Here is a 26,528-nt window from a genome sequence, read left to right as displayed (position 1 = left end):
CCTCCCGACCGCACCGTGCGGCCAAGGTCGCACCGAGTGGAGGACGACGCACCGCGCGCCAGCGCGCCAGCGTCCGCTACTGCAGTGCTGCCGTGAGCCGCGCGACGTTGTCGAGCACCTTGGACCGGCGCGGACGGTCGACCCACTCGTCGAGCGTGAGCTCGAAGCTGTGCTCCTTGTAGGCGTCCTGCACGGCGCGCAACGCATCGACGAAGCGGTGGCCGCGCACCATCACGGAGACCTCGAGGTTCAGGCTGAACGAGCGCATGTCCATGTTGCTCGACCCGATCACCGACACCTCGTCGTCGATGGTGAAGTGCTTGGCGTGCAGGATCACCGGTGCCCGGTACAGCCAGATCTTGACGCCGGCGCGGAGCAGGCCCTCGTAGTACGAGCGTTGCGCGTGCCACGTCATCGCGTGGTCGCCCATCTCGCCGACGAAGAGCTCGACCTCGACGCCGCGCTGGGCGGTCGTCGTGATGGCGTACAGCATCGAGTCGTCCGGGACGAAGTACGGCGAGGTGATCGACACCTTCTTCTGCGCCGAGTAGAGCAGCGCGTTGAACAGGCGCAGGTTGTTCTCACCGTCGAACCCCGGCCCGGACGGCACCACCTGGCAGTCGAGGGCGTCACCGCGGTCGGCTCGTTGCACGGGGTCGCTCTCGCGCAGCAGCAGCTCGTCGGTCTCGCTGTACCAGTCGGTGACGAACAGGGCGTTCAACCCCGCGACGACCGGTCCCTCGAACCGGGCGAACAGGTCCTTGTAGACCATGCCCTTCTCGATGTGGGACTTGATGTCGTACGACGCGTCGATCAGGTTCTGCGACCCGGTGAACGCGACCGAGCCGTCGATGACCATGATCTTCCGGTGGTTGCGCAGGTCGGGGCGCTGGAACTTCCCCTGCAGCGGCAGCAGCGGGAGCATGAGGTGCCACTCGATGCCGGCGCGGTCCATGAACGCCAGCGTGTCCTTGTAGCCGGGGTACCCGCGGCTCGCCCAGTGGTCGAGCAGGAAGCGGACGGTGACGCCGCGGGCCTGCGCGCGGGCGAGCGCGTCGAAGAACGGCCGGGTCGTGTCGTCGAGCGTCGCGATGTAGAACTCGACGTGCACGAACCGACGCGACTGGTCGATCGCGCGGGTCATCTCGGCGATCGACTCCTCCGAGTCGGGGTAGAGCTCGGCCGAGTTGCCGCCGACCAGCGGCATGGCGCCGAGTTCGCGGTTCAGCGTGGTGATGCTCTCGAGCCAGAGCGGCCACGGGTGGTCACGGCGCACGCGTTCGATGCCCTCGGTCTGCTCGAGGATGTACGCGTTGATCTCGGTCTGCTTCTCACGCCGGGCACGCGGCAGCTTCGTCGACCCGATGACCAGGAAGACGATGAAGCCGATGTAGGGGATGAGGAAGATCGCCAGCAACCAGGCCGTCGCGGTCTGCGGCTTCCGGTTGATCGGGACGTAGATGATCGAGAAGGCGCGGATCGCCAGGTCCAGCAGGACGGCCAGGACGGTGATCGCGACGGTGAGCCAGTGCTCCACGGGGTGCCGGTGTCGGGTTCGGGTGTCGTTCGACGCCGCGCGTCAGCGGAAGTTGATGTACTGCAGCGGGACGTCGAACTCTTCACCCTTGAGGAGCTGGATCGTGTTCTGCAGGTCGTCACGGCTCTTCGAGGAGACCCGCAGTTCGTCGCCCTGGATCTGGCTCTTCACGGTCTTGGGGGCGTTCGCCCGCAGGAACGCGCCGATCTTCTTGGCGACGTCCTGCTCGATGCCGTTCTTGAACTTCACCTCGATGCGGTACTCCTTGCCCGAGGGGTACGGGTCGCCGGCGTCGAGGCTCTTCAGGCTGATGTTGCGCTTGATCGCCTTGCTCTGCAGGACGTCGAGGACGGCCTTGGCGCGCTCTTCCGAGTTCGCCTTGATGAGGACGTCGTCCCCGCTGAAGGCGACCGACGCGTCCGCGCCCTTGAAGTCGTACCGCTGCTCGATCTCCTTGGCCGCCTGGTTGAGGGCGTTCTCCGCCTCCATCTTGTCGACCTTGCTGACCACGTCGAAGGAACTGTCTGCCATGCCGGACAGCCTAACGGCGGACAGGAGGCCCGGTTCCGGTCGCGCGGATCGGCTCACGGTGGTCACGACCACCGTTCCGGATCCGCTATGCTTTTGTGCGCGCCTTCGGTTGGTGATCACACCGGCTGGGTGCGCATGGCAAGTTACCCAAGCGGCCAAAGGGATCTGACTGTAAATCAGCCGGCGTAGCCTTCGGGGGTTCGAATCCCTCACTTGCCACCACCTGAAAGCCCCGTCCGATCCGGACGGGGCTTTCGTCGTCACTGGCAGGATCGGTGCATGGCATCCGACCGCACACCGTCCCAGTTCGCCGACCTCGCCGAGACGATCGCACGCGAGGCGGCCGCGCTCGCCGCACGACGACGTGCCGAGGGGGTCGAGGTCGCCGACCGCAAGTCGAGCATCGTCGACGTGGTCACCGCGGCGGATCGCGAGGTCGAGGCGCTCATCCGCACCCGGATCGCCGAGGCCCGGCCGGACGACGCGTTCCACGGTGAGGAGTCGGGCTCGGCGTCGGGGGAGTCGGGCATCACGTGGGTCGTCGACCCGATCGACGGCACCGTCAACTACCTGTACGGCAGCGCCGAGTACGGCGTGAGCATCGGGGTCGTGCGCGGCTCCGCCGACCCGACGACGTGGGAGCCCGTCGCGGGTGTCGTGGTCGCCCCGGCCACCGGGGTCGTGTTCCGCGCCGCGGCCGGACAGGGTGCCACCCGTGACGGCGTCCCCCTGTCCGTCAGCGCTCCCGCCTCGCTCGCCGAGACGCTCGTGGCGACGGGCTTCGGGTACACGGCAGACCGACGGCGTGAGCAGGTGGCCGTGCTCGCCGGGCTCATCGGCGAGGTACGGGACGTCCGACGCGGGGGAGCGGCTTCGCTCGACTGCTGCGCGGTCGGTGCCGGGATCGTCGACGCCTACTACGAGCGCGGGATCAACCCGTGGGACATGGCCGGCGGCTCCGTCGTCGCGCACGAGGCCGGGGCGTCGGTCCGCATCTGGGAAGCGGGTGGCACCCGTTCCTTCCTGTTCGCGAGCCCCGCGGTGGCCGACGACCTCGAGGCCCTGCTGCGCGGACTGGAAGCCGGGGCACTCGACGCCTGAGCCCCGGACGGTCCCTCGGTCTGGGGGTCCCCGGTGGACATGACCACGACTGGCGACGTGCGACGACGTTTGCTACCGTGCTCAGGTCCCGTTATCTGCTCGTTACCAACGAGCACCCTCCTTCCCCGATCAGGATCGCCACCGCACGCATGCCCCACTCTCCACTGACGTCCGTCCCCACCGGTCCCGTCGACGCCGCTACCCCGGTCGTCCACCTGACCCGACGAGCACGGATCGAGGCGGAGCGAGCGGCTGCGAAGGGTGCTCCCGTCACGCAGGACCACACGCAGGACGTCGCACCCGACAGCGCCGCGCGCCCGTCGTTCGACGAGGTCGTCGGGCTGACCACGCCGTCGTCCGCCGCTGCTCCGGTGTCCCCGATCGACCTCGCGCCGGCGTCGCCCGCGCTGCCGGAGTCGGCGGTCCGACCGGCATCGCGCATCACGACGCCGCCTGCCCCCACGTCGCCGGACGTCCACGCCACCGCACCGCGCACCGTGCCCGCTGCCGCTCCGTCCTCCGCTGCACCGCAGCCCCGTCGGGTCATCGGCCAGGTCCCGGCCTCCCGTCGGCGCACCGGCCGTGCGGCGTCCGCCGTGCAGGTCGACCGGGCCACCCGGCACATCGCCACGAGCCGCACCACAGCGCCGGCCCCCACCGCTCGCAAGCAGGGCGCCTCGTTCCGCCGTGCGGCGTCGCGCGTGACGGCCGTCGGTGCGCTCCTCTTCGTCGCCGGGCTCGTCGTCTCGACGTCGTTGCCCGCCCAGGCGCTCTACGTGCCGGAGACCGGCTCCACCGCGGTCCGGTCGACGGCGAACGGTGCGACCCAGTCGATGAGCGTCAGCGCAGCAGCCGACGGTTCGACGACCCGCGACCAGTACACGGTTTCCGACGCCACGCAGTACAAGAACGTCGACGCCTCGAGCTTCACGAACGACCCGACCGGCACGATCCAGTGGCCGTTCCTCACCGGGGTCCCGATCACGTCGGGCTTCGGCGGTCGCCAGGTCGCCGGCTGCTCGTTCTGCTCGACGAACCACATGGGCGTCGACTTCGCCCCCGGCGAGGGCACCCCGATCCGTGTCATCGCCGCCGGCACCGTCATCAAGGTGCAGGCGAACGACGGCGGTTTCGGCAACGACGTCTGGGTCGAGCACGACGTCGACGGCAAGCAGTTCGTCAGCGTGTACGGCCACATGGAGGACAACTCCTTCAAGGTGGTCACCGGCCAGCAGATCGAGGTCGGTGACGAGCTCGGCCTCGTGGGCAGCACGGGCAACTCCACGGGCCCGCACCTGCACCTCGAAGTGCACGTCGACGGCGTCCCCGTGGACCCGCTGGCGTGGCTCCAGACCAACGCGAACTAGCGGTCGCCGGCGCGGCACGCCCGGGCGTCTCGCCCGGTTCCGGAGCAGCGTCGGAGGTCTGCTATCCTCGTGTGGTGCCGTTCGCGGCACATCGCCCCGATAGCTCAGTGGTAGAGCACCTCCATGGTAAGGAGGGGGTCGTCAGTTCAATCCTGACTCGGGGCTCCGACCCGGTGCGCGTGTCGCTCCGGATCTCTGGCGGGGTAGCTCAGTTGGTTAGAGCACACGACTCATAATCGTGGGGTCGCGGGTTCAAGTCCCGCCCTCGCTACAGCAAGCCCGGCGATCTGTTCGCCGGGCTTTCGTCGTTCCCGGGCCTCCCGTCCGCCCCGTGACCGGGACTACAGCGCGGAGTGCGACCCGGTGCCGGTCCGCGCCTGCAACACGCCGGCGGACCGCAGCGCACGCTCGACCGACGCGCTCACCTCGTGCCAAGCCGCTCGTCGCCGGCTCGCGCCGATGCTGCCGCCGGAGACAGCCGTCCCGTGTCCGCTGTGCCGGAGCGTGATGGTGGTGGACGCCCCCGTGACGGTCGTCGACAGCTCGTAGCGCCGGAACTCGCGGGACGGGTGCACGAGCGCGCCGAGCAAGATCGTCAGCAGCCGGTTGCCGGTCGTCGCGGTGAGGGTCCCACCGGTCGACTCGACGTGGTGTCCCGTGGTGCGGAGCGCCGCGGCGGCGACCTCCATCGCGGTGCAGCGGTCGCCCGTGTGCACGGCGAACTCGGTCCTGCTGTCCATCGGTGCTCCCCCGTCCCCTGATCCGGTGTCGACACCGGACCGCCGGTTCCCCCGAACCGACGCGGCAAGCCTAGCCGATGCATCCTCAGCATCGACAGGCCCCAGGACGGGCGTCGGTAGACTGCCGACGTGTCAGTGAACCCCGAGCTCGTCGGCAGGACGTTCCCGCCGGCCCAGCCCTACCTGGTCGGTCGCGAGAAGGTGCGCGAGTTCTCGCGCGCGGTGTTCGCGACCAACCCCGTCCACCACGAACCCGATGCGGCCCGTGCCGCCGGGTACGCCGACGTCGTCGCCCCGCCGACCTTCGCGGTCGTCGTGCAGGAAGCCACGCTCGCGCAGCTCCTGGCCGAGCCGGACGCCGGCATCGACTTCTCCCGCGTCGTGCACGGCGAGCAGTCCTTCACCTACGACCGGCCCATCGTGGCCGGCGACGAACTCACCGCGACCCTGACCGTCACGAGCGTGAAGACGCTCGGCGGCAACGCGATGGTCACGGCCCAGAGCACCATGAACGACGCCGCGGGGGAGCACGTCGTCACGGCGACGTCGACCCTCGTGGTCCGAGGAGACGACGCATGACCGCCGCACCCGCCACCGCGATCGAGGTCGGCACGGTGGTCGCCGAGCGCGAGGTGCACGTCACCCGCGACTCGCTCGTCCGCTACGCCGGCGCCTCCGGTGACTTCAACCCGATCCACTACCGCGACGACGTCGCCGCATCGGTCGGGCTGCCCGGCGTGCTCGCGCACGGCATGCTCACGATGGGCCTCGCGGTGCAGCCGGTGTCCGAGTGGCTCGGCGACAGCGGATGGGTCGCGGGCTACGGCGTCCGCTTCACCCGCCCCGTCGTCGTCGACCCCGAGCAGGGCGCGACCATCGGCATCGTCGCGAAGGTCGGGACCGTCGACGACGACGGCCGACCGAAGCGCATCGACCTCACCGTGACCGCCGGCGGGCAGACCGTGCTCGGCAAGGCGCAGGTCACGGTGGCGTTCCGCTGACCGTGCACGAGCCGGTGCTCGCCGACCTCACGACGCTCGGCGTCGGCGGTCCGGCCACGCGGCTGCTGACGGCCACGACGACCGAGGAGCTCGTCGCCCACACGCGTGCGGCGTGGGACGACCACGAGTGGCTCGTCCTCGGTGGCGGCAGCAACCTGCTGGTCGCCGACTCGGGCTTCGACGGCACCGTCGTCCTGGTCCGCACCTCGGGCGTGGAGGCCGACACCGACGCCGACGGCGTCACCGTCCGCGTCGCGGCCGGTGAACCCTGGGACGCGTTCGTCGCCACCACCGTCGCGAACGGCTGGACCGGTCTGGAGGCCCTCAGCGGCATCCCGGGCACCGTCGGCGCCGCCCCCGTGCAGAACATCGGCGCCTACGGGGTCGAGCTCTCGGACGTGCTCACCCGGGTCGAGTTCCTCGATGCGGCCACGGGGGAGCGCGCGTGGGTCCCCGCGGCCGAGCTGGCGCTCGGCTACCGCACGTCGACCCTCAAGCACGGACGCCGCGGTGTCGTGCTGACGGTCGAGTTCCGGCTCGGCGCGGCGGGCGAGCACGGCGTGCCGGTGCGGTACGCCCAGCTCGCCGGTTCGCTCGGGGTCGACCTCGGTGCCCTCGTGGAGTCGACCACGGTCCGCGACGAGGTCCTGCGGCTCCGCGCCTCGAAGGGCATGGTGCTCGACGCCGACGACCGGGACACCTGGAGCGCCGGGTCGTTCTTCACGAACCCGATCGTGTCCGCGGCCTTCGCCGAGACGCTGCCCGCCGATGCGCCACGGTGGCCGGCTGGTGACGACGTCAAGCTCAGCGCCGCCTGGCTCATCGAGCACGCCGGGATCCACCGTGGCTACGCCGTGCCGGGCTCGCGGGCGGCGATCTCGTCGAAGCACACCCTCGCGCTGACGAACCGCGGCGGAGCAACGGCCGCCCAGGTGGCGGAGCTCGCGCGGTACGTGCAGGTGACCGTCCTGAACCGCTTCGGGGTCTCGCTCGTGCCGGAGCCCGTCGTGGTGGGCGACCTGCTCGACTGAGGACGCCCACGCGACGCGCCACGGGCCTCCCGGACGTGCGAACGGGCCACCTCGACGAGGTGGCCCGTTCCGTGGTGCGTGGGGTCTACGCGAAGAACCGCGCCAGACGGGCGACGCCCTCGGCGATGTCGTCGTCGCCGAGGGCGTACGACAGCCGCAGGTAGCCCGAGGGTCCGAAGGCCTCGCCCGGGACGACCGCGACCTCGGCGTGCTCGAGGATCAGGTCGGCCAGTTCGAGGGTCGTCGTCGGGGTCGAGCCCGCCCACTCGCGACCGAGCAGTGCGGTGACGTCCGGGTAGACGTAGAAGGCGCCCTGCGGGGTCGGCGTGACGAAGCCCGGGATCGCGTTGAGCCCGGCGACGATGGCCTGGCGACGGCGGTCGAAGGCCTCGCGCATGGCCGCCACCGGCTCCTGTGGCCCGGTGAGGGCGGCGATCGCGGCGCGCTGGGACACGTTCGACACGTTCGACGACAGGTGCGACTGCAGGTTCGACGCAGCCTTGACGGCGTCGGCCGGGCCGATGAACCAGCCGACGCGCCAGCCGGTCATCGCGTAGGTCTTGGCGACGCCGTTGACGAGGATCGTGGTGTCGGCGAGGGCCGGCACGGCGTCGAGGATGCCGGTGAAGCGCAGCCCGTCGTAGACGAGGTCCTGGTAGATCTCGTCGCTGATGACCCAGATGCCGTGTTCGAGCGCCCACTCGCCGATCGCGGCGGTCTGCTCGGCGGTGTACACGGCGCCGGTCGGGTTCGACGGCGAGCAGAACAGCAGCGCCTTCGTCTTCGGGGTGCGCGCGGCCTCGAGCTGCTCGACGGTCACGAGGTATCCCTGGTCGCTGCCGGCGAAGACCTCGACCGGCTCGCCACCGGCCAGGCGGATGGCCTCGGGGTAGGTGGTCCAGTACGGGGCGGGGAGCAGGACCTCGTCCCCGGCGTCGACGATCGTCTGGAACGCCTGGTAGACGGCCTGCTTGCCGCCGTTGGTGACGATCACCTGCGACGGGTCGACGGTGATGCCGGACTCGCGTGCGGTCTTGTCGGCGATGGCCTGCTTCAGCTCCGGCAGGCCGGTCGCCGGCGTGTAGCGGTGGTTCTTCGGGTCCTGTGCGGCCTCGACCGCGGCGACGACCACGTGGTCGGGCGTCGCGAAGTCGGGCTCGCCGGCGGCGAAGGAGATGACGGGGCGACCCGCGGCCTTCAGGGCCTTCGCCTTCGCGTCGACCTTGAGCGTCGCGGACTCGGCGATCGCCGCGATGCGGGACGCGATGCGCGGCCGATCGGTCGGCGCGGCGGCGGGGGTTGCGGTGGACTCAGGGCCGGGGGCTGCGGTGCTCACGGGTCCCAGCCTATCGGCGCGGCACGCCGTGGAGGGGGTCAAGTGGACACCGTGTGACGGACTCCCGTACACTCGACCACCGGAACACGATCGGTGACGGACGTGCTCTGAAGGGCGGTGGCTCAATTGGTAGAGCAGCGGTCTCCAAAACCGCAGGTTGCAGGTTCGAGTCCTGTCCGCCCTGCAACTCTGGAAGGGTAGAAGTTGGCGAGCAAAGACATGGAGACGACGGCGGACGACGTCGTCGCCAAGGCGAAGCAGGACCGGGCCGAGCGCCGGGGTCCGATCGCTGCCATCGTGCTCTTCATCCGTCAGGTGATCGGCGAGCTGCGCAAGGTCGTGACGCCGACCCGCAAGGAGCTCTTCAGCTACACGCTGGTCGTGCTCGTCTTCGTCGTCGTGATGATGATCCTGGTGTCGATCCTCGACTTCGTGTTCGGTCTCGGCGTCGGGTACGTCTTCGGCAACGGGCCCACGGCCTGACCCGGACGTCGACTGCCCTGTGCGGCAGTCCCGTGGAGTACGGTCGCCCGAGACGGAGCCGATCGTGACCAGGACCGTCCGCCATCCCGACCCGCACCACCGAACGGAAAGAATCGACTGTGTCTGACTACTCCCGCGACGACATCGACCTCGCGACGGCTGCCGAGCAGTCCTCCGAGGTCGAGGAGAACCAGGAAGGCGACGTCGAGACCGGCGAGGAGCGCTCCGCCGAGTCCGCCGAGGAGCGCGCGATCTCCGTCGAGTCCGAGGACGACGAGTCCCTCGGCATCGACGAGGAGCTGACCGCGCTGCAGGAGTCCAAGGACCCCGAGGCCGATGCCGTCGTCGAGGACGCCCTCGAGATCGACTCCGCCGACGAGGCCGAGGCCGCGGTGGAGGCCGTCGAGGACGAGGAAGAGATCGAACTCGAGTCCGAGACCGCCGAAGAGGCGAACGAGACCCTCGCCGCCGACGAAGCCATCGACGCCGAGGACGACGACGCCGAAGAGGCCGAGGTCGACCCGTACGAGGCCTTCAAGGTCGAGCTGCGGATGAAGCCGGGCAAGTGGTACGTCATCCACTCCTACGCGGGCTTCGAGCGCCGCGTGAAGTCGAACATCGAGAACCGCATGGTGTCGATGTCGATGGAGGACTCGATCTACCAGGTCGAGGTCCCGATGGAGGACGTCGTCGAGATCAAGAACGGGCAGCGCAAGCTGGTCACCCGCGTCCGGATCCCCTCGTACGTGCTCGTCCGCATGGACCTCAACGAGGACTCGTGGTCCGTCGTCCGGCACACTCCCGGCGTCACCGGCTTCGTCGGCAACGCCCACAACCCGACGCCGCTCCGTTTCGACGAGGCGTTCGGCATGCTCAAGTCCCTCGTGCAGGTCGCCGAGGCCGCGCCGACCAAGGGCGGCTCGAAGTCCGGCGGTTCCCTGCAGGCGCAGCCCGCGGCCGAGGTCGACTTCGAGGTCGGCGAAACGATCACCATCAAGGAGGGCTCGTTCGCGGGCCTCCCCGGTTCGATCTCCGAGATCAAGCCGGAGAGCGGCAAGCTCACCGTGCTCGTCTCGCTGTTCGAGCGCGAGACTCCGGTCGAGCTCAGCTTCGACCAGGTCACGAAGCTCTAGTCCAGGTCTGCCTGTTCGGGTAGACTCATCGAGTTTGGGCCCGCACGCCTCGTGCGTGTGGGCCTTCACCGCGGTCCGGAACGGCCGGACCAGCGGGAGAGTGCACGGATCCCCGTGCGTTCGATTCCAGGAGGAAGACAAGTCATGGCACCGAAGAAGAAGGTCACGGGCCTGATCAAGCTGCAGATCAACGCGGGAGCCGCCAACCCGGCCCCGCCGATCGGTCCGGCACTCGGTCAGCACGGCGTCAACATCATGGAGTTCTGCAAGGCGTACAACGCGGCGACCGAGTCGCAGCGTGGCAACGTCGTGCCGGTCGAGATCACCGTCTACGAGGACCGTTCGTTCACGTTCGTCCTCAAGACCCCGCCGGCCGCTGAGCTCATCAAGAAGGCTGCTGGTGTGCAGAAGGGGTCCGCGACCCCGCACACGGTCAAGGTCGCGAAGATCTCGATGGACCAGGTCCGTCAGATCGCCGAGACCAAGCAGGCCGACCTGAACGCCAACGACATCGAGCAGGCCGCGAAGATCATCGCCGGCACCGCACGCTCGATGGGCATCACGGTCGAGGCCTAAGCACCGATCGGGCTCCGGCCCACACCCAGACACCTTTCCGTGGGAGAGCCGCGCCGGCTCGTCAACCACGTATCTCGCAAGGAGACCACCATGGCGAAGAAGTCCAAGGCCTACGAAGCCGCGGCCGCGAAGATCGAGGCCGACAAGTTCTACACCCCGACCGAGGCAGTCGCCCTGGCCAAGGAGACCGGCTCTGCGAAGACCGACTCCACGGTCGAGGTCGCACTGAAGCTCGGCGTCGACCCGCGCAAGGCGGACCAGATGGTCCGTGGCACGGTCATCCTGCCCCACGGCACGGGCAAGACCGCCCGCGTCATCGTGTTCGCGACGGGTGCGGCGGCCGAGGCCGCCATCGCAGCCGGCGCCGACGAGGTCGGTGGCGACGAGCTCATCGCGAAGGTCGCCGAGGGCTACACCGCCTTCGACTCCGCCGTCGCGACGCCCGAGCTCATGGGCAAGGTCGGTCGTCTCGGCAAGGTGCTCGGCCCGCGTGGCCTCATGCCCAACCCGAAGACCGGCACCGTGACCCCGAACGTGGCGCAGGCCGTCAACGACATCAAGGGCGGCAAGATCGAGTTCCGCGTCGACAAGCACGCCAACGTGCACTTCGTCGTCGGCAAGGCCTCGTTCACGCCGGAGCAGCTCGACGAGAACATCTCGACCGCGCTCGAGGAGATCAACCGCCTCAAGCCGAGCTCCTCGAAGGGCCGCTACGTCATGAAGGGCGCCGTCTCGACGACCTTCGGCCCCGGCATCCCGCTGGACGTCAACAGCATCTGAGTCCACTGACTCCGGGTCACTGACCTCCGGGTCACTGACCCGCAGAAAGGCCCGCACCGGAAACGGTGCGGGCCTTTCCGCATCTGCGGGGACCGCGCCCCGGTAGCGTGGTGGCGTGCGCACCCTCGTCAACTCGCTCCGGTTGATCGCCGTCATCGCCGTGGTCGTGGCGATCGTCGCCCAGTGGCTCGTCAGCTCGGAGACGGCCGCCTACAACCCGTGGAACTTCTTCGGGTACTTCACCATCCAGTCGAACGGCATCATCGCCGTGGCCCTGGCGGTGACCCTCGTCGCGTCGGCTCGGCGGAAGCGCGGTGACCTGCGGGTGAGCCTGCTGCGGGGCGCGGGGACGGTGTACATCGCGACGACGGGCATCGTCTACAACACCCTGCTCACGAACGTCGACGTGTCGGCGAACGTCCAGTGGTCGAACGACGTGCTCCACAAGGTCATCCCCGCGTACGCGGTGCTCGACTGGTTGCTGTTCTCGGACCGGTCGAAGCTGCTCCTCCGCCACGTGTGGTGGTTCTTGATCTACCCGGCGGTGTGGACGATCGTCATCCTGATCCGCGGCGCGACCGACGGCTGGGTGCCGTACCCGTTCCTCGACCCGGCGCAGGGCTACGGCGTCGTGGCGATCTACTGCGTCGGCGTGGGCGTCTCGATCGGGTTGCTCGGCGTGCTGGTCGTGGGGATGAGCCGGCTCCGCCTGGTCAAGGTCTGAGCGGACGGGCTACGAGCGGAAGTCGCGCAGCTTGTCGAGCACCAGGTCGGCGAGCTGGACGAGCCCGCGGATCTGGTCGTCGTCACGGTCGACCCACCGGCACTCGGGTTCGTCGGCGACGGGGACGAAGCCGTCGTGGCGCTCCCAGACGAACAGGGTGCGGTCGGCGCCGAGCACGTACTGCTGCCACCAGATCTGTCGCAGGTAGTGCCGGGGGATGCTCCGCCAGCCCTTCGCGGTCGTCTTGATCTCGGCGAGCACGACCCGTGAGCCCTGGACGCCGACGCCGTCGGGGGTGGCGAGGTGCGCCCGGTTCGCTGCCGCGTGGAACAGGTGCGCCGACGGCTGGATGCCATGGGTGGCCGCGACCCAGGCGGCGATGTGCGGCTCGCGGTCCTTGCCGTGCTCGGTGAACGCGTTGCCGGAGAACCGTGAGCCGTAGCGTTTCTCGGCGACGACGGCCTCGACGGCGTGGAGCGATGCGAGTCGTGCGACGTCGGTCGCGGTGATGCCCGCGGCGCGGGCGCGGAGCCATGCGAAGCGGTCCGACGAGTGCGCGACGATGCGCTCGGTGTGGCCGCGCAGGGCGGTGAACGCGTCCCGCACCGGAACCGCGACCGGCGTGGCGGAGGCAGACACGTCCTCCAGGCCGGGGTCCAGGTCGCCCCACAGGGTGGGCTGCACGATCGTCACCCGATGATTCTCCCCCCGACCACCGGCAGGACCGAATCCGACGCGCTCACGGGTCGCGGCGCGCACGTCAGGAGACGAGCTCGCGCCCTTCGGCGAAGGCGACCAGCTCGTCGACCCCGGCGGGGGAGAGCGCGTAGCCGATCGCCAGCGCCGCTGCTCCCTGCAGTGCGGCGAGCGACCCCGCACGCGACTGGGCGATGACGAGGTGTTCGGTGGCGAGTGGCATCGAGCGCGAGTAGACGACCTCGCGGACGCCGGCGAGCAGGTGCTCACCGGCCTGCGTGATCGAGCCGCCCAGGACGATCACCGACGGGTTCATGAGCGAGACGCACGTGGCGAGGACCTCGCCGATGTCGCGGCCGGCCTGGCGCACGGCGTAGATCGCGTCGAGGTCGGACCGGTTCACCAGGTCCAGGACGTCGGCGCCGGTGTGGGCGTCGTGCCCCTTCGCGCGCAGGGCGCGGGCGATCGCCGGACCGGAGGCCACCGCCTCGAGGCACCCGGTGTTGCCGCAGTGGCAGGGCACGTCGCCGGCGCGGGAGACCCGGACGTGGCCGATGTCGCCCGCGGTGCCCTGGGCGCCCCGTCGCAGCGCGCCGTCCGACACGATGCCGGACCCGATGCCGGTGGCGACCTTGACGAACAGCAGGTGGTCGACGTCGGGCCATCCGTGCTCCCGTTCACCGAGGGCCGCGATGTTCACGTCGTTGTCGAGCAGGACGTGTGCCGCGATGTGCTGACGGAGCCACGACGGCACGTCGAAGCCGTCCCACCCGGGCATGATCGGGGGGTTCGCCGGTCGCCCGGTCGAGAACTCGACCGGGCCGGGCACGCCGATCCCGATGGCGATGACGTCCTGGCGGGCGCGGCCGACCTCGTCGAGCAGCTCGTCGATGGTCGCGACCAGCCACGACAGGGTCTCCACCGGGCCGGCGGCGATGTCGATGCGCGCCTCACGGGTGGCGAGCGGGGCGGCGACCAGGTCGGTGACGGCGACACGGCCGTGCGAGGCGCCGAGGTCGGCGGCGATGACGAGCCGGGCGCGGGGCTTCAGCGCCACCTGCGCCGGCGGCCGTCCGCCGGTGGAGACGGCGGTGTCGACGGGGCCGACGAGACCGACCTCGATGAGGGAGTCCAGGCGCACGCCGATGGTGGAGCGTGCGAGTCCCGTCAGTGCGGCGAGCTCAGCCCGGGTCCGCGGCACGCCGTCGCGGAGGATCTGGAAGAGCTCGCTCGTCCCGACCGGAGGCGACGCTGCCGTCCGAGCCAAGTCGACCATGTGGGGAGTGAAGCACACATCGAACGCGCCACGCAACGAAGTTCGTCGACGTTCCTCGAACTTCTGCTTGACCGCCGACAGAAGTGGCCATAGTGTGACGCTCGGTCAGTGACGACCGCACCATCTCGACGAGGAGAACCCCCAGGTGACCCAACCGATCTCGGTTCAGCTCTACACCGTCCGCGACGCCCTCTCGGCCGACCTGCCCGGCACGCTCCAGCGCATCGCCGACATCGGCTACACGAACGTCGAGGCCTTCGGCTTCGTCGACAACGCCGACGAACTCGCCGCCGCGCTGCGCGACGCCGGCCTCGCCGCCCCGAGCGGACACGCACGGCTGCTGGACGCCGGCGAGCAGGACCTCGAGCGGATCTTCCACGCGAGCGTCACCGCCGGGCTCGGCACCCTGATCGACCCGCACATCGACGAGGCCCGCTGGACCACCCGCGAGGACGTCGAGGCGATCGCCCGCGAACTGAGCGCCCTCGCCCCGCGTGCTGCCGACCACGGCCTCGTCCTCGGCTACCACAACCACGCGTTCGAGTTCTCGAACCGCATCGACGGCGTCAGCGCCTACGAGGTCTTCGCCGACGCACTGTCCGACGACGTCGTGCTCGAGCTCGACACCTACTGGGTCACGGTCGGCGGCGACGACCCGGTGGCGATCATCGGCAAGTACGGCGACAAGATCGAGTTCCTGCACGTCAAGGACGGCGACGGGTCGCACGACGACGACAAGCAGGTCGCCGTCGGCAACGGCATCATGCCGATCCGCGAGATCCTCGCCGCAGCGCCCGACGCGCTGCACGTCGTCGAGCTCGACGGCCACGAGGGCGACGTGTTCCAGGCCGTCGCCGACTCCTACACGTTCCTCGAGGGGGCACGCGCATGACCGACACCACCACGACCGCAGCGGTCGACAGCAGCACCCGCACCGGCCGCGTCGGCGTGGGCGTCATCGGCGCCGGGGTCATCTCCGACCAGTACCTGTCGAACCTCACCGTCTTCCCCGACGTCGAGGTCCGCTTCATCGCCGACATCGACCTGCCGCGCGCAGCCGCCCAGGCCGAGAAGTGGGGCGTCCCCGGATCGGGCACCGTCGAGGAGCTCCTGGCCGACGACGACATCGAGATCGTCGTCAACCTGACGATCCCCGCCGCCCACGTCGAGGTCGCGCTGCAGGCACTCGCCGCAGGCAAGCACGTGTGGGGCGAGAAGCCGTACGCCCTCGACCGTTCGAGCGCTGCCGAGCTCCGCGACGCCGCCCGTGCCGCCGGCAAGACCGTCAGCGTCGCACCGGACACCTTCCTCGGTGCCGGCCTGCAGACCGCGCTCCGCACCATCCGCGACGGCCGCATCGGCAAGCCGCTCAACGGCCTGACGCTCTTCCAGAGCCCCGGCCCGGAGTCGTGGCACCCGAGTCCCGAGTTCCTCTTCGCCTACGGCGCGGGCCCGCTGTTCGACATCGGCCCGTACTACATCACCACCCTGGTGCAGACGTTCGGTCCGGTGAAGAAGGTCACGGCGACGGCGTCGAAGTCCCGCGCCACGCGCACGATCGGCTCCGGCCCGAAGGCGGGCACCGAGTTCCCCGTCGACGTCCCGACGAACCACTCCGCGCTGATCGAGTTCGAGGACGGCGGGAGCGCGCAGAGCGTCTTCTCGTTCGAGTCGGACCGCGGTCGCACGGGCGTCGTCGAGATCGCCGGCGAGACCGGCACCGTCGTGTTCCCGGACCCGAACAACTTCGACGGCGACACCGAGCTGTACGCGCTCGGCGCCGAGGAGCCCGAGACGATCCCCGCGGTCGGCTCCACGTACTCGCGCGGCACCGGCGTGGTCGACCTCGCCCGCTCGCTCCGCGCCGGCGACGAGAACCGGGTCCCCGGTGCGCTCGCCTTCCACGTCCTCGACGTGATGGTCTCCATCGCCGAGGCGGCAGAACGTGGCGAGGCGGTGCTCGTCGAGAGCACCGTGTCGCCCTCCCAGACCCTCCCCGAGGGTTGGGACCCCGCGGAGCAGACCCTGGCCTGACCGGCCCGGGTCCGTCCCGCACACCACAGCAGCACCCGACAGTTCCACCTCGCAGCACCCCTGCTCCATCCCTGCACCATCCCTGCACCATCTCAACGACGAGAAAGTAGAGAGTCATGCGCACTGCCATCCGCGCACTGGCCATCACCGCGGCCGCCGCACTCACCGTGACCGGCCTCGCAGCCTGCTCCTCCGGATCGTCCGGTTCCTCCGGCGACTCCAAGACGCTCACCTACTGGGCGTCCAACCAGGGCACGTCGCTCCAGAACGACAAGGAGGTGCTGACCCCCGTCCTCAAGAAGTTCACGAAGGAGACCGGGATCAAGGTCGACCTCCAGGTCATCGGCTGGAACGACCTGCAGACGAAGATCCAGACCGCCGTCACCTCGGGCCAGGGCCCGGACGTCGTCAACATCGGCAACACCTGGGCCACCTCGCTCCAGGCGACCGGCGCGTTCCAGGAGTACGGCGACGCCGAGATGAAGGCGATCGGCGGCGCCGACAAGTTCGGCAAGGTCGCGCTCTCCACCGGTGGCGCCCCGGGTGAGACCGTCACGAGCGTGCCGCTCTACGGCCTCGCGTACGGCCTGTACTACAACAAGAAGATGCTCGCGGACGCCGGGATCACCCCGCCCACCACGTGGGAGGACATGGTCGCCGACGCGAAGAAGCTGACCAAGGGCGACACCTACGGCTTCAGCCTCGCCGGCGGTTCGTACACCGAGAACTCGCACTTCGCCTTCATCAACTCGGCGCAGAACGGTGGCGAGTGGTTCGACAAGGACGGCAAGCCGACCTTCACGTCGAAGGCGAACGTCGACGGCATCAAGCGCTACCTCGACCTCATGCAGGACGCCAAGGTCGCGAACCCGTCGAACGCGCAGTACGACAACGCGACGCAGTCCACCACGGACTTCGCCAAGAAGAAGGCCGCGTTCATCCTCAACCAGAACAACGCGAACGCGACCATCGAGTCGCTCGGCATGAAGTCGTCGGAGTACGGCGTCGTCGCCCTCCCCGCACCGACCGGTGGCGAGCAGATCGCTTCGTTCCCGGCCGGCATCAACCTGTCGATCTTCAAGAACACGAAGAACAAGGACGGCGCGCTCAAGTTCGTCAAGTACATGACGGACATGGACACGCAGACGACGCTGGACAAGCCGTACTCGGCTCTGCCGGTGCTCGCCGAGGCTGCTGACTCCGTCACGGACGAGCAGACGAAGACGTTCCTCGACATCTACAACAACAAGGCGAAGCCGCTCCCGCTGGTGCCCGCCGAGGACCAGTTCGAGTCCACGGTCGGCAAGGCGATGAACGACATGTTCGCCCAGATCGCGACCGGCTCCAAGGTCTCCGAGGCCGACATCAAGTCGGCCCTGCAGACCGCCCAGGACCAGGTGTCCCAGGCGAACGGCTGATCCGAGCCCGGAGGCCCGGGGCACGTCCGCTGGACGCGCCCCGGGCCTCCACCCCCAGCCCCAGCCCCAGGGCCGGCCAACCGCCGGCAGTGAGCCTCACGTCTCACGCACACCGCGCCTCCCGTCCGCTGCCACGGACCGGGGTGCGAAGCACCCGACCCTCCTCCTGCCGAAAGGCCCCCGCCCATGTCCACGACGGTCCTGCCCGATGCGGAGCGCATCGACCTGACGCACACGAAGGGCTCGACGCTGTCGGGCCGTCCGCCAGGTCGCAAGCGCAAGCGCAACTGGCTGCCCTACGCGCTCGTCGCGCCGGCCATCCTGTTCGAGCTGCTCATCCACATCGTCCCGATGCTCACCGGCATCTGGATCTCGTTCATCCAGCTCACCAAGTACTTCATCGCCAACTGGGGCGCCGCCCCCTTCGCGGGGTTCAAGAACTACCAGGTCGCCATCGACTTCGACCAGGCGATCGGCCGCGGGGTCCTCAACTCGTTCCTCATCACCTGTGCCTTCACGGTCCTGGTCGTCGGGCTCTCCTGGACCTTCGGCATGGCCGCGGCCGTCGCACTGCAGAAGCCGTTCGCGGGTCGCGGGCTCTTCCGCACCCTGTTCCTGGTGCCCTACGCGCTGCCGATGTACGCCGGCGTGATCACCTGGAAGTTCATGTTCCAGCGTGACTCCGGAGCGCTCAACCACCTGTTGGTCGACCAACTCGGACTCTTCGGCGGGAACTCCCCGTTCTGGCTCATCGGCAACAACGCCTTCGTCGCGGTCGTCGTCGTGGCGATCTGGAAGACCTGGCCCTTCGCGTTCCTGATGCTGATGGCCGGCCTGCAGTCCGTCCCGAACGACGTCTACGAGGCTGCCTCGGTGGACGGCGCGAAGCCGTTCCGCCAGTGGCGCTCGATCACGCTGCCGATGGTCCGTCCGGTCAACGTGACGCTCGTGCTGGTGATGTTCCTCTGGACCTTCAACGACTTCAACACGCCGTTCGTGCTGTTCGGTTCGACCGCGCAGCCCCCGGCCGCGGACCTGCTGAGCTTCCACATCTACAACGCGTCGTTCATCACCTGGAACTTCGGTTCCGGTGCCGCGATGAGCGTCCTGCTCCTCCTCTTCCTGCTCGTCGTCACCGGCATCTACCTCGCCGTGACCAACCGGAGGTCCGTCCGTGCGTGAGACAACTGGCGCCAAGTCCTTCAAGATCATCACCCTGATCGTCCTGACCCTCTTCACGGTCGTGCCGCTCTACGTGATGATCACCACGGCGATCAAGCCCCTCGGTGACGTGCAGGACAACTTCACGTGGATCCCGACGACGATCACCTTCCAGCCGTTCATCGACATGTGGTCGACGGTGCCCCTCGGCCGGTACTTCATCAACTCGCTCGTGGTGTGCACGGTCGCGACGGTGTTCTCGCTGATCATCGCGACGTTCGCCGCCTACGGTGTTTCGCGCTGGAACTTCAAGGGCAAGAGCACCTTCACCACCGCGGTGCTCTCCACCCAGATGTTCCCGGGCGTGCTGTTCCTGCTCCCGCTGTTCCTCATCTTCACGAACCTCGGGAACACGCTCGGCATCCAGCTCGTCGGATCGTGGCTCGGCCTGATCATCACCTACCTGACGTTCACGCTCCCGTTCTCGATCTGGATGCTCGCCGGCTACTTCGAGACCATCCCGCGCGAACTCGACGAGGCCGCGATGGTCGACGGCTCCGGCCCGATGGGCGCCCTGTTCCGGGTCATCCTGCCCTCGGCCCGCCCGGGTCTGGTGGCGGTCGGGATCTACTCGTTCATGACGGCCTGGGGTGAGGTCCTCTTCGCCTCGGTCATGACGAACGGCCTCGGTTCGACCCTGGCGGTCGGTCTGCAGCAGTACTCGACGCAGACGAACGTCTACTGGAACCAGGTGATGGCGGCGAGCCTCGTCGTGAGCATCCCGGTGGTGGCTGCGTTCCTCATCGTGCAGCGGCAGTTCGTGGCCGGCCTGACCGCCGGCGCGGTGAAGTAGCCGCTCAGGCTACAGCGGGAGCTCCAGCTGCAGCTGCAGCTCCGGCTCCAGCTCTGCCAAAGCGACAGATCCCCGCCGATGTTCGGCGGGGATCTGTCGCTTTCGCGGACCAGTCCGAGGCGGCCCGGCAGGATGGGACCCATGAGCGAAGCGCGCGGGCGGCAACTGCTGCCGGGACAGACCAGCCGGGTGCACGTGTACGACATGGCGTCGCGGACATCGCGGCTGGTGTTCGAGTCGAGGACGGTGCTCGTCGAGGCGCCGAACGTCCTCGACGCCGACACGCTCGTGCTCAACGGTGACGGCGACCTCTGGCTGCTGCGGCTGCCCGCTCCGGACACGGACGCCGTGCTCGACGAGACCGCCCTGGTGCGGGTGTCGATGCCCGGCGTCCCCGAGATCAACAACGACCACGTGCTCGACCCGTCGGGCACCTCGGTCGTGGTGAGCGGGCGCGACGGGGACCTCTACCGGGTCCCGGTGCCCGCCGGGGGAGCGGCGGCGACCCTCACCGACGTGACCACCGCCCTGCCGACCCTCCGGAAGTTCTACCTGCACGGCATCGCACCCGACGGGGAGACCCTCGCGGCGATCGTCGGGGAGCGGACCACGGACGGCGTCTGGACGACCGACGTCGCACTCGTCGACCCGGCGACCGGCGAGCCGACGTTCCTGACGAGGGACGAACACGCCGACGACGGGGTGTCGTTCGCGGGCGACGTGCTCGTGTGGAACTCGGAGCGCTTCACGCCCGGCACCGCACAGCTCGTCTCCCTCCGGCCGGGGTCGATCGATCCGGTACGGCTGACGAACGACGACCGGGTGAACTGGTTCCCGCACGTCTCGCCGGACGGGGAACACCTGCTCTACCTGTCGTACGAGCCGGGCGTGCAGGGCCACCCGGCCGACCACCGCGTGGAACTGCGGCTGCTGCCCGGGGTGCTCGTCCGCGGAGCCCGGATGATGCCGGTGCCGGAGACCCTCGTCGTGCTCGACGGCGGTCAGGGCACCGTCAACGTCCCGCCGTGGTCGCCGGACTCCCGCTGGTTCGCCTACTGCGACTACCCGGTGGGACGAGACTCGGTCTGAGCGACAGTCCTCGGGCTCGTGGCCACGAGGACCGTCGCCCACCGCGAGACCCGGGTCACCTCAGACCTCGCGCACCTGCCCCTGCTTGAGGTGCAGGCGACGCTCGGCCCGCTTCGCCACCCACGAGTCGTGCGTGACGATGACGACCGTCAACCCGCGTTCCTTCCACTGCTTCTCGATGAGCCCCATGATCTCGTCACGGGTGCCCTCGTCGAGCGCGCCGGTCGGCTCGTCCGCCAGCAGCACGCTGGGGTTCTTCACCAGGGCGCGGGCGATCGCGACGCGCTGCTGCTGCCCACCGGAGAGCTCGGCCGGCAGGTGCTCCATCCGCTCGCCGAGCCCGACCTCCCGGAGCGCAGCCGTGGCCCGCTCGCGGATCTCGGAGCGTGCACGGTTCGCCAGGGAGCCCGCGAACGCCGTCTCGACGTTCTCGAGCGCCGTCAGCGTGGGGATGAGGTTGAAGCTCTGGAACACGAAGCCGATCTCGGTCGCCCGCAGGTCGGTCAGTGCACCGTCGCCGAGCTTCGCCACGTCGCGGTCACCACCGAGGTGGATCGACCCGGCCGTCGGTCGGTCGAGCGCCCCGAGCATCTGCAGCAGCGTCGACTTGCCGCCGCCGGTCGGACCCTGGATCGCCACGAGCTGTCCCTGCGGGATCGTCAGGTCCACGTTCGTCAGGGCGGTGACGGTCCGGTTCTTCTGCTTGTACGTCTTGCTGACGTTCGTCAGCCGGTACATCGGACTGGAGGCGCGGCTCGCCTCCGCCTGGCCGGCTGCGGTGTCGGTGCTGGTCACGGTCGCTCCTTCTGGTCGCGTGCTCGGGATCGGTGCGGGCCCGGCGTGCGGGCCGGTGGTCGGTGTCGTGTCGGTGGCGGGCCCGGACATCAGGCCACGCTCCGCAGGGCCTCGGCCGGACGCAGCCTGCTCGCGCGCCAACCGCCGAGGGCGCCGGCGATGAGGCCACCGAGGATCGCCAGTCCGATCGCCAGCAGGATGACCTCGACCGTCACCGGGGCGTGCAGGACCACGTCGGTCGTCGACGCGGTGCCCGCGCCGCCGCCGAAGCCGCCGGCCGGAGCGCCGCCTGTGGTGCCGCTGCCCGCGGCCGCGGTCGCCGCGCCACCGGGCATGCCGCCGCCACCTGCGCCGCCACCGCTCGTCGTGGTCGAGGCGCTCGCCGAGATGGTCGGGCTGATGACGTTCACCACGAGGATGCCGATCAGGCCGGCTGCTGCGCCGAGGACACCGCCGATGAGGCCCTGCACGAGCGACTCCCCGGCGACCTGCCGGGTGATGCGGCCGTTCGACCAGCCGATGGCCTTGAGGGTGCCGAACTCGCGGGTCCGTCGGGTGACGCCGGAGATCGTGAAGAGGATCGCGATGAGGAACGCCGCCGCCAGCACGACGATGGACAGCCAGGTGCCGAGGTTCGAGACGAGGCTCGACGCGGTGCTCAGCGAACCGGAGACGCTTGACGCCAGGTCGGACTCGGTCGAGACCGTGGCGGTCGTGAGCTTCTGCTGCAGGGCGGTCTTGATCGCGCTGACGTCCGACGAGGACTCGGCGGACACGTAGATCGAGGTGACCTTGCCGTCGAGGTCCGCCAGCGCCTGTGCGGTGTCGAGCGGGATGTAGGTGTTCGAGCCGGTCGTGGACGACGAGCCGGTCGAGGTGACGATGCCGATGACCTCGAAGTCGGTGCCGCCGATGTCGACGGTGTCGCCGACGGCCTTCGACTCGCTCTTCGCGTAGGACGCGTCCAGCACGACGACGTCCTTGCCGGCGTCCTTCGCGGTGAAGGTCCGGCCCTTCGTGAGCTCGGTGCTGGTCAGGGGCCCGACGGCGTCGCCGGAGACCGGGATGCCGGTCACGGTGAACGAGTCGACGTCGAACGAGCCGCCGCCGAAGCCGCCGCCGCTCGGCGGGCCCTGCTGGGTGGAGCTGTCCGCGCCGCTGCTGTCGGAGCTGCTGCTGTCCGTGCTGCTGCCGTCGGTGGACTGCTGGACCTGACCGGAGAACGTGCTGTTCTCGAGGGTCAGCACACCGGTCGCGGCCTTGACGCCGTCGGTGCCCGTCACGGTCGTGAGGTTGGCGGCGCTGAGCGTGCTCGTGCCGCGAGCGACGGCGAGCCGCGACTGCGACAGGTCGGTCGAACCGCTGCTGTCGCTGTCGTCACCGCTCTGGCTGCCGAAGTCGAAGCTCGGCCGACCGGAACCCGACGCGCTCGGGGTCGTCGTCTTCGTGACGGTGATGTCGGTGCCGACGCCGTACACGGACTGCAGGACGCTGGACTGGGCCGCCTTCACGCCGCCGGCGATCGAGGACACGATGACCACGAGGGCGATGGCCAATGCCATGCCGATCGCGATGATGACGGTCTGCTTCTTGCGGTTCGTGAGCTCGCGCCTGAGGTACGTCAGGAACATGGTTCTCCTCGGTGGTGGCCGGCTGGGGTCACCGGCCGCGCAGTGCGCACGGCGGGGCCGACGGAGGAGAACGTAGGCAGCCGGTCAGTGGCCGCCCCATCGGCAGCCTGTGAGCCGTCTAAGGAGCCTCAGCTCGCGTCGCCGTACGCCTGGCGCAGGTGCTCCGCGTAGCCGCCCGGGGTCCGACCCGCGAACCGCCCGCTCGTCACCACCGGGAGCTCGACCGTCGCGTCCACGCGGAACCCCATCGCGTGCGCCCGCTCGACGAGCCGGACGTCCTCGTGCTCGGGGACGGGGTCGAACCCGCCGAGCGCCAGGTACGCGGCCGCCAGCACGCCGAGGTTCGCGCCGTGCACGTGCCCGAGCGCCGCGCCGGGCGGGTGCGCCTGCGTCCACCGGGCGAGCACGACGGGGTCCAGGTCGTCCGGGTCGGGGACGACGGCGCCGACGAGCACGTGTGCCCCGGACCGGAGGGCCTCGGCCTGCTGGACGAGCCACCCCTCCGGCACTCGCGAGTCCGCGTCGGTGTGGGCGAGCCAGCGCTCCGACGGGTCGCCGGGGTACCGGTGGAGCGCGTGCGTCGCACCGATCGTGCGTGCCCGCCCGACCCCGACGTGCGCGGTTGCGACGACGTCGACGGGGAAGCGCTCCGCGACCGTGGCCGTGTCGTCGGTGCAGCCGTCGAGCACGACGGTCACCGAGACCTCGACCGCGGGGTGTGCCTCGGCGAGCCGGGCGCGGGCGGCGAGCAGGGCGTCGAGGCACGCGGCGATCCGGTCCTCCTCGTCGTGTGCGGGCAGGACGACGTCGATGCGCGTGGCTCCGGAGGGCACGGTCACCGGACGAGCCCCTCGGCCCGTGCGACCGACACGACACCGGGGCCGGGCAGCACGCTCAGCACGAAGTCCGGTTCGACGTGGCGGACGAGGGCCGGCCGTGGCCACCGTTCCGCGAGTCGGGCGTCCACCGCGTCACCGCTCGACACCGCCTCGTCGTCGGGGTGCCGCCAGTGGCAGGCGACCAGCACGCCGTCGTCGTCGAGCGACGCCAGTACCCGGTCGATCGTCTCGTCGAGGTCGGCGGGGGACAGGTAGTAGCCCACCTCGGACATCACCACGAGGTCCCACCGGCCCGACGGCCACTCGGCGGGCAGGGAGGCCTGCACGAACCGGGCGCCCGGCGCGCGGACCGCGGCCTGTGCCAGCGGCGCGGCCGAGATGTCAGTGCCGAGGACGGCGTCGGCGCGTTCGGCGAGCGCGGCGGTCAGGACGCCGGTGGCGCACCCGAGCTCGAGCGCCGATCGGTACCGTTCGCGGGGGAGCGCGGCGAGCGTCACCGCCCGCTTGCGGCGTTCGTACCAGGAGCCCTCGAAGTCCCACCCCTCGGGTTTCCGCTCGTAGTGCGCGTCGAAGGACTCCCGCGAGCGGGACGCCGTCGGCTCGGGCTCGAATAACCACTCGGTGGACCGCAGGTGGTGCGCGGCGTGCCGGTCGTCGACGATCGCCTCGTCCCCGGCGGCCGGGGACAGCGGGCGGATCTGCGAGGCGTAGGCGTCGAGGGCGGCGCGCTTCCGTGCCCGCGCGGTGTCGGGGAGCCGCAGGACCCGAGCGCGGGCCCACGGCTGTGCGGACGCGGACGGGTCGTCCCAGTGCCATGCCCAGATCGGGTAGGTCAGCAGCGACACCCCGGCCGCTCCGGCGGTGACCTCCTCGGCGACCTCGCCCGCGATCCGGTGGTCGCGGTGGCCGTCACCGCGCCACGGCGCCACGACGAGCGTCGGTCGCTCCGCGTCGTCGAGCGCTCGCTGCAGTGCGTCGACGACCTCGTCCCGGTGTTCGCGGGTGCCGCCGTCGGGGATGCCGACCGACGACGACGTCGCACCGGCGTGCAGCGTGGCCAGGGCACGGGTGAACTCCGCGTCGCGGACGGCGGCGAGCTCCGGCGCGGTCGTGGTGGGGGAGTCCGGGTGGGAGCGCTCGCCGCGGGTGAGGAGCAGGACGTGCACGGGGACCCCGGCGTCCGAAGCGCGCGCGATCAGGCCACCGGCACCCAGGGTCTCGTCGTCGGGGTGCGGCGCGAGGACGACCACCGAACGGATGCCGTCCAGGTCCACCGGTGTGGTCGGCACCGCGTCGAGGAACGTGGTCCACGCCGCGGGTGCGGTGCCCGGCTCGCGGTGGTCGAAGGTCACCATGCGACACCGCCGCGTTCCGTGACGATCCGGCCGATCCGGGCGAGGTCCCGAACGCCGTGGTCCTGCAGCACGTAGAGCTCGAGGTCGGCGACGCGTGCCGCGACGGCGGGGTCCGAGGTCAGGGGCGCCGGGCCGACGGTGGCGACGACCCGCTCGCGCACGGAGTCCACCGTCCGACGGACCCGGGAGCGTACCGTCTGGGCGAGCAGTGGCCAGTCGACGTCCGGAGCGTCGGGGTCGTCGGACCGGTCGATCCGGGCCGCGGCGTCGGCGAGGGCGTCCTCGGCGTCGGCGAGGTCGATCACCGTTGCGCCGAGGGCGGCCTGCAGCAGCTCGGACTCCGGGTGGGCTGCGGCCAGCGAGCGCAGGACCCGTCCGAGTCCGACCGCTCCGCCCCACCAGCACGCCGCGACGCCGATGCCGCCCCACGCGAAACCGGGTCGTCGCAGGTACCAGCCGGGTGCGCCGACCAGCCGTGCCGTGACGCCGTTGAAGTCGACCGGCCCGCTCGGTACGTCGGGCATGCCCCGGGCCACCCAGGCCTCGTCGTGTGCCGTGACGCCGTCCTGCCGCAGGTCGACGGCGACGAGGACGCGGTCGTCCCCGGCGTGTGCGGTGACCAGGGCGTGCGACAGCGTCGAGGCGAGGGAGCACCACGGCTTCGTGCCGGTCAGGAGCGCCGTCCCGTCGTCCTGCACCGTGGCGTCGAGGCGGAGGCCGGGGCCCTCGGCGGCGAAGACGCCCCAGGTCGAACCGGCTGGGGCGGGCGTCCCGGCCTGGTCGAGGATGCCGAGCGCGTCGAGGTGCGGTTCGACGGTGCGGGCGGTCGCGACGTCGCCCGCGGCGACGGCGGCGAGCGTGGCGAGGAACCCGCCGGCGGTCCCTGCGGACAGCAGCGGGGTGGTGGACGCGAGCGCACGGGCGACGGTCAGACGATCTGCCGGGCTCGAGTCGGGCCTCCCGGCCGTCTCCTCGATCCCCGTTGTGTCGACGTGCCTGGCGGACGGTGGCCAAGCGGAGGATCGCAGCATCCCTCCAACC

General features: G+C 70.2%; 27 protein-coding genes and 4 tRNA genes. 20 read left to right on the top strand and 11 right to left on the bottom strand.

What is annotated here, in order from left to right; all coding sequences use genetic code 11:
- Nucleotides 1-76: 76 nt before the first annotated feature.
- Both cls and ACVKXF_RS02185 read right to left on the bottom strand, forming a co-directional pair.
- A complete protein-coding gene (gene cls / locus ACVKXF_RS02190; protein ID WP_123313842.1) occupies nt 77-1,537 on the bottom strand; it encodes a cardiolipin synthase in 1,461 nt (486 codons plus the stop codon).
- Between the two features lie 42 nt (nt 1,538-1,579).
- Nucleotides 1,580-2,068, bottom strand: a complete 489-nt coding sequence (locus tag ACVKXF_RS02185) for a YajQ family cyclic di-GMP-binding protein (protein WP_123313841.1) — start codon at nt 2,066-2,068, stop codon at nt 1,580-1,582.
- Between the two features lie 137 nt (nt 2,069-2,205).
- Here ACVKXF_RS02185 and ACVKXF_RS02180 point away from each other — a divergent pair.
- The 5 genes from ACVKXF_RS02180 (at nt 2,206) to ACVKXF_RS02160 (ending at nt 4,807) form a co-directional block, all read left to right on the top strand.
- Nucleotides 2,206-2,290 (top strand) — tRNA-Tyr (locus ACVKXF_RS02180).
- 57 nt (nt 2,291-2,347) lie between these two features.
- Nucleotides 2,348-3,169 carry an inositol monophosphatase family protein gene (locus ACVKXF_RS02175; protein ID WP_456794687.1) on the top strand — a complete coding sequence of 274 codons (822 nt, stop codon included), beginning with the start codon at nt 2,348-2,350 and terminating at the stop codon, nt 3,167-3,169.
- Between the two features lie 149 nt (nt 3,170-3,318).
- Nucleotides 3,319-4,536: a peptidoglycan DD-metalloendopeptidase family protein gene (locus ACVKXF_RS02170; RefSeq protein WP_456794686.1), complete on the top strand. Its 1,218-nt coding sequence runs from the start codon at nt 3,319-3,321 to the stop codon at nt 4,534-4,536.
- A 93-nt stretch (nt 4,537-4,629) separates the two neighbouring features.
- Nucleotides 4,630-4,701 (top strand) — tRNA-Thr (locus ACVKXF_RS02165).
- A gap of 32 nt (nt 4,702-4,733) precedes the next feature.
- Nucleotides 4,734-4,807: transfer RNA gene (locus ACVKXF_RS02160), tRNA-Met, on the top strand.
- Nucleotides 4,808-4,877: 70 nt separating this feature from the next.
- Here the strand turns inward: ACVKXF_RS02160 and ACVKXF_RS02155 are convergent.
- Entirely contained in the window at nt 4,878-5,276 is a 399-nt protein-coding gene (locus tag ACVKXF_RS02155) for a hypothetical protein (RefSeq protein WP_123313838.1), read from the bottom strand.
- 129 nt (nt 5,277-5,405) lie between these two features.
- On the opposite strand from ACVKXF_RS02155, the gene ACVKXF_RS02150 reads away from it, so the two are divergent.
- Genes ACVKXF_RS02150 through ACVKXF_RS02140 form a run of 3 tightly spaced genes read left to right on the top strand, consistent with a single transcriptional unit; the run spans nt 5,406 to nt 7,308 of the window.
- Nucleotides 5,406-5,855 (top strand): FAS1-like dehydratase domain-containing protein, encoded by a 450-nt coding sequence (locus ACVKXF_RS02150; RefSeq protein WP_111084265.1) that lies wholly within the window; start codon nt 5,406-5,408, stop codon nt 5,853-5,855.
- Nucleotides 5,852-6,277 carry a MaoC/PaaZ C-terminal domain-containing protein gene (locus ACVKXF_RS02145; protein ID WP_123292107.1) on the top strand — a complete coding sequence of 142 codons (426 nt, stop codon included), beginning with the start codon at nt 5,852-5,854 and terminating at the stop codon, nt 6,275-6,277. The genes ACVKXF_RS02150 and ACVKXF_RS02145 overlap by 4 nt, the downstream gene beginning before the upstream one ends.
- Before the next feature lie 14 nt (nt 6,278-6,291).
- Nucleotides 6,292-7,308 carry a UDP-N-acetylmuramate dehydrogenase gene (locus tag ACVKXF_RS02140; RefSeq protein ID WP_456794685.1) on the top strand — a complete coding sequence of 339 codons (1,017 nt, stop codon included), beginning with the start codon at nt 6,292-6,294 and terminating at the stop codon, nt 7,306-7,308.
- Nucleotides 7,309-7,393: 85 nt separating this feature from the next.
- On the opposite strand, the gene ACVKXF_RS02135 is transcribed toward ACVKXF_RS02140, so the two are convergent.
- Complete coding sequence (locus ACVKXF_RS02135) at nt 7,394-8,575, bottom strand: pyridoxal phosphate-dependent aminotransferase (RefSeq protein WP_456794898.1); 1,182 nt, start codon at nt 8,573-8,575, stop codon at nt 7,394-7,396.
- A gap of 180 nt (nt 8,576-8,755) precedes the next feature.
- Here ACVKXF_RS02135 and ACVKXF_RS02130 point away from each other — a divergent pair.
- The 6 genes from ACVKXF_RS02130 (at nt 8,756) to ACVKXF_RS02105 (ending at nt 12,340) form a co-directional block, all read left to right on the top strand.
- Nucleotides 8,756-8,828: transfer RNA gene (locus ACVKXF_RS02130), tRNA-Trp, on the top strand.
- A 35-nt stretch (nt 8,829-8,863) separates the two neighbouring features.
- Nucleotides 8,864-9,127: a preprotein translocase subunit SecE gene (gene secE, locus ACVKXF_RS02125; RefSeq protein ID WP_228504884.1), complete on the top strand. Its 264-nt coding sequence runs from the start codon at nt 8,864-8,866 to the stop codon at nt 9,125-9,127.
- A gap of 119 nt (nt 9,128-9,246) precedes the next feature.
- Nucleotides 9,247-10,260: a transcription termination/antitermination protein NusG gene (gene nusG / locus ACVKXF_RS02120; RefSeq protein WP_123313835.1), complete on the top strand. Its 1,014-nt coding sequence runs from the start codon at nt 9,247-9,249 to the stop codon at nt 10,258-10,260.
- A 144-nt stretch (nt 10,261-10,404) separates the two neighbouring features.
- Entirely contained in the window at nt 10,405-10,836 is a 432-nt protein-coding gene (gene rplK, locus ACVKXF_RS02115) for a 50S ribosomal protein L11 (protein ID WP_022906459.1), read from the top strand.
- 90 nt (nt 10,837-10,926) lie between these two features.
- Nucleotides 10,927-11,616, top strand: coding sequence for a 50S ribosomal protein L1 (gene rplA / locus ACVKXF_RS02110; protein WP_111084260.1), 690 nt, complete (start codon nt 10,927-10,929; stop codon nt 11,614-11,616).
- Between the two features lie 115 nt (nt 11,617-11,731).
- Nucleotides 11,732-12,340 (top strand): Pr6Pr family membrane protein, encoded by a 609-nt coding sequence (locus ACVKXF_RS02105; RefSeq protein WP_456794684.1) that lies wholly within the window; start codon nt 11,732-11,734, stop codon nt 12,338-12,340.
- Between the two features lie 9 nt (nt 12,341-12,349).
- On the opposite strand, the gene ACVKXF_RS02100 is transcribed toward ACVKXF_RS02105, so the two are convergent.
- Nucleotides 12,350-13,033: a YqaJ viral recombinase family protein gene (locus ACVKXF_RS02100; protein ID WP_456794683.1), complete on the bottom strand. Its 684-nt coding sequence runs from the start codon at nt 13,031-13,033 to the stop codon at nt 12,350-12,352.
- A gap of 67 nt (nt 13,034-13,100) precedes the next feature.
- Nucleotides 13,101-14,312: an ROK family protein gene (locus ACVKXF_RS02095; protein ID WP_456794682.1), complete on the bottom strand. Its 1,212-nt coding sequence runs from the start codon at nt 14,310-14,312 to the stop codon at nt 13,101-13,103.
- A gap of 145 nt (nt 14,313-14,457) precedes the next feature.
- On the opposite strand from ACVKXF_RS02095, the gene ACVKXF_RS02090 reads away from it, so the two are divergent.
- The 6 genes from ACVKXF_RS02090 to ACVKXF_RS02065 all read left to right on the top strand — a co-directional run bounded on the left by ACVKXF_RS02090 (nt 14,458) and on the right by ACVKXF_RS02065 (nt 20,867).
- Nucleotides 14,458-15,204, top strand: coding sequence for a sugar phosphate isomerase/epimerase family protein (locus ACVKXF_RS02090; protein WP_123313833.1), 747 nt, complete (start codon nt 14,458-14,460; stop codon nt 15,202-15,204).
- Nucleotides 15,201-16,346: a Gfo/Idh/MocA family protein gene (locus ACVKXF_RS02085; protein WP_123313832.1), complete on the top strand. Its 1,146-nt coding sequence runs from the start codon at nt 15,201-15,203 to the stop codon at nt 16,344-16,346. The genes ACVKXF_RS02090 and ACVKXF_RS02085 overlap by 4 nt, the downstream gene beginning before the upstream one ends.
- A gap of 116 nt (nt 16,347-16,462) precedes the next feature.
- Complete coding sequence (locus ACVKXF_RS02080) at nt 16,463-17,764, top strand: ABC transporter substrate-binding protein (protein WP_123313831.1); 1,302 nt, start codon at nt 16,463-16,465, stop codon at nt 17,762-17,764.
- A gap of 186 nt (nt 17,765-17,950) precedes the next feature.
- Nucleotides 17,951-18,946 (top strand): carbohydrate ABC transporter permease, encoded by a 996-nt coding sequence (locus tag ACVKXF_RS02075; RefSeq protein WP_456794681.1) that lies wholly within the window; start codon nt 17,951-17,953, stop codon nt 18,944-18,946.
- The gene (locus ACVKXF_RS02070; protein ID WP_123313829.1) at nt 18,939-19,778 is read left to right on the top strand and encodes a carbohydrate ABC transporter permease; all 840 of its coding nucleotides are present in this window, start codon (nt 18,939-18,941) and stop codon (nt 19,776-19,778) included. Before ACVKXF_RS02075 ends, ACVKXF_RS02070 begins: the two co-directional genes overlap by 8 nt.
- 141 nt (nt 19,779-19,919) lie before the next feature.
- Complete coding sequence (locus ACVKXF_RS02065; RefSeq protein ID WP_396288916.1) at nt 19,920-20,867, top strand: TolB family protein; 948 nt, start codon at nt 19,920-19,922, stop codon at nt 20,865-20,867.
- A 60-nt stretch (nt 20,868-20,927) separates the two neighbouring features.
- Here ACVKXF_RS02065 and ACVKXF_RS02060 read toward each other — a convergent pair whose 3' ends face one another.
- The 5 genes from ACVKXF_RS02060 to ACVKXF_RS02040 all read right to left on the bottom strand — a co-directional run bounded on the left by ACVKXF_RS02060 (nt 20,928) and on the right by ACVKXF_RS02040 (nt 26,518).
- Nucleotides 20,928-21,605: an ABC transporter ATP-binding protein gene (locus ACVKXF_RS02060; RefSeq protein WP_123314077.1), complete on the bottom strand. Its 678-nt coding sequence runs from the start codon at nt 21,603-21,605 to the stop codon at nt 20,928-20,930.
- A gap of 146 nt (nt 21,606-21,751) precedes the next feature.
- Nucleotides 21,752-23,293 carry an ABC transporter permease gene (locus tag ACVKXF_RS02055; RefSeq protein WP_456794680.1) on the bottom strand — a complete coding sequence of 514 codons (1,542 nt, stop codon included), beginning with the start codon at nt 23,291-23,293 and terminating at the stop codon, nt 21,752-21,754.
- 128 nt (nt 23,294-23,421) lie between these two features.
- On the bottom strand, nt 23,422-24,132 hold the full coding sequence (locus ACVKXF_RS02050; RefSeq protein ID WP_340195925.1) for a glycosyltransferase: 711 nt from the start codon (nt 24,130-24,132) through the stop codon (nt 23,422-23,424).
- Complete coding sequence (locus ACVKXF_RS02045) at nt 24,129-25,487, bottom strand: PIG-L family deacetylase (protein ID WP_456794679.1); 1,359 nt, start codon at nt 25,485-25,487, stop codon at nt 24,129-24,131. Before ACVKXF_RS02045 ends, ACVKXF_RS02050 begins: the two co-directional genes overlap by 4 nt.
- Nucleotides 25,481-26,518 (bottom strand): acyl-CoA dehydrogenase, encoded by a 1,038-nt coding sequence (locus tag ACVKXF_RS02040; RefSeq protein WP_456794678.1) that lies wholly within the window; start codon nt 26,516-26,518, stop codon nt 25,481-25,483. Before ACVKXF_RS02040 ends, ACVKXF_RS02045 begins: the two co-directional genes overlap by 7 nt.
- Nucleotides 26,519-26,528: the final 10 nt, after the last annotated feature.

Source organism: Curtobacterium sp. PvP017, assembly GCF_054060195.1.
The sequence above is the reverse complement of the archived record's forward strand: the minus strand, read 5'-3'. Positions and strand labels throughout refer to the sequence as shown.

What these genes read in the sequence shown, in the direction of transcription:
- rplK (WP_022906459.1), top strand. Translation starts at nt 10,405, where the DNA reads ATGGCACCGAAGAAGAAGGTCACGGGCCTGATCAAGCTGCAGATCAAC.
- secE (WP_228504884.1), top strand. Translation starts at nt 8,864, where the DNA reads ATGGAGACGACGGCGGACGACGTCGTCGCCAAGGCGAAGCAGGACCGG.
- ACVKXF_RS02155 (WP_123313838.1), bottom strand. Translation starts at nt 5,276, where the DNA reads ATGGACAGCAGGACCGAGTTCGCCGTGCACACGGGCGACCGCTGCACC.
- ACVKXF_RS02175 (WP_456794687.1), top strand. Translation starts at nt 2,348, where the DNA reads ATGGCATCCGACCGCACACCGTCCCAGTTCGCCGACCTCGCCGAGACG.
- rplA (WP_111084260.1), top strand. Translation starts at nt 10,927, where the DNA reads ATGGCGAAGAAGTCCAAGGCCTACGAAGCCGCGGCCGCGAAGATCGAG.
- ACVKXF_RS02080 (WP_123313831.1), top strand. Translation starts at nt 16,463, where the DNA reads ATGCGCACTGCCATCCGCGCACTGGCCATCACCGCGGCCGCCGCACTC.
- ACVKXF_RS02185 (WP_123313841.1), bottom strand. Translation starts at nt 2,068, where the DNA reads ATGGCAGACAGTTCCTTCGACGTGGTCAGCAAGGTCGACAAGATGGAG.
- ACVKXF_RS02045 (WP_456794679.1), bottom strand. Translation starts at nt 25,487, where the DNA reads ATGGTGACCTTCGACCACCGCGAGCCGGGCACCGCACCCGCGGCGTGG.
- ACVKXF_RS02060 (WP_123314077.1), bottom strand. Translation starts at nt 21,605, where the DNA reads ATGTACCGGCTGACGAACGTCAGCAAGACGTACAAGCAGAAGAACCGG.
- ACVKXF_RS02040 (WP_456794678.1), bottom strand. Translation starts at nt 26,518, where the DNA reads ATGCTGCGATCCTCCGCTTGGCCACCGTCCGCCAGGCACGTCGACACA.
- ACVKXF_RS02145 (WP_123292107.1), top strand. Translation starts at nt 5,852, where the DNA reads ATGACCGCCGCACCCGCCACCGCGATCGAGGTCGGCACGGTGGTCGCC.
- ACVKXF_RS02075 (WP_456794681.1), top strand. Translation starts at nt 17,951, where the DNA reads ATGTCCACGACGGTCCTGCCCGATGCGGAGCGCATCGACCTGACGCAC.
- ACVKXF_RS02170 (WP_456794686.1), top strand. Translation starts at nt 3,319, where the DNA reads ATGCCCCACTCTCCACTGACGTCCGTCCCCACCGGTCCCGTCGACGCC.
- ACVKXF_RS02095 (WP_456794682.1), bottom strand. Translation starts at nt 14,312, where the DNA reads ATGGTCGACTTGGCTCGGACGGCAGCGTCGCCTCCGGTCGGGACGAGC.
- ACVKXF_RS02065 (WP_396288916.1), top strand. Translation starts at nt 19,920, where the DNA reads ATGAGCGAAGCGCGCGGGCGGCAACTGCTGCCGGGACAGACCAGCCGG.
- ACVKXF_RS02085 (WP_123313832.1), top strand. Translation starts at nt 15,201, where the DNA reads ATGACCGACACCACCACGACCGCAGCGGTCGACAGCAGCACCCGCACC.
- ACVKXF_RS02055 (WP_456794680.1), bottom strand. Translation starts at nt 23,293, where the DNA reads ATGTTCCTGACGTACCTCAGGCGCGAGCTCACGAACCGCAAGAAGCAG.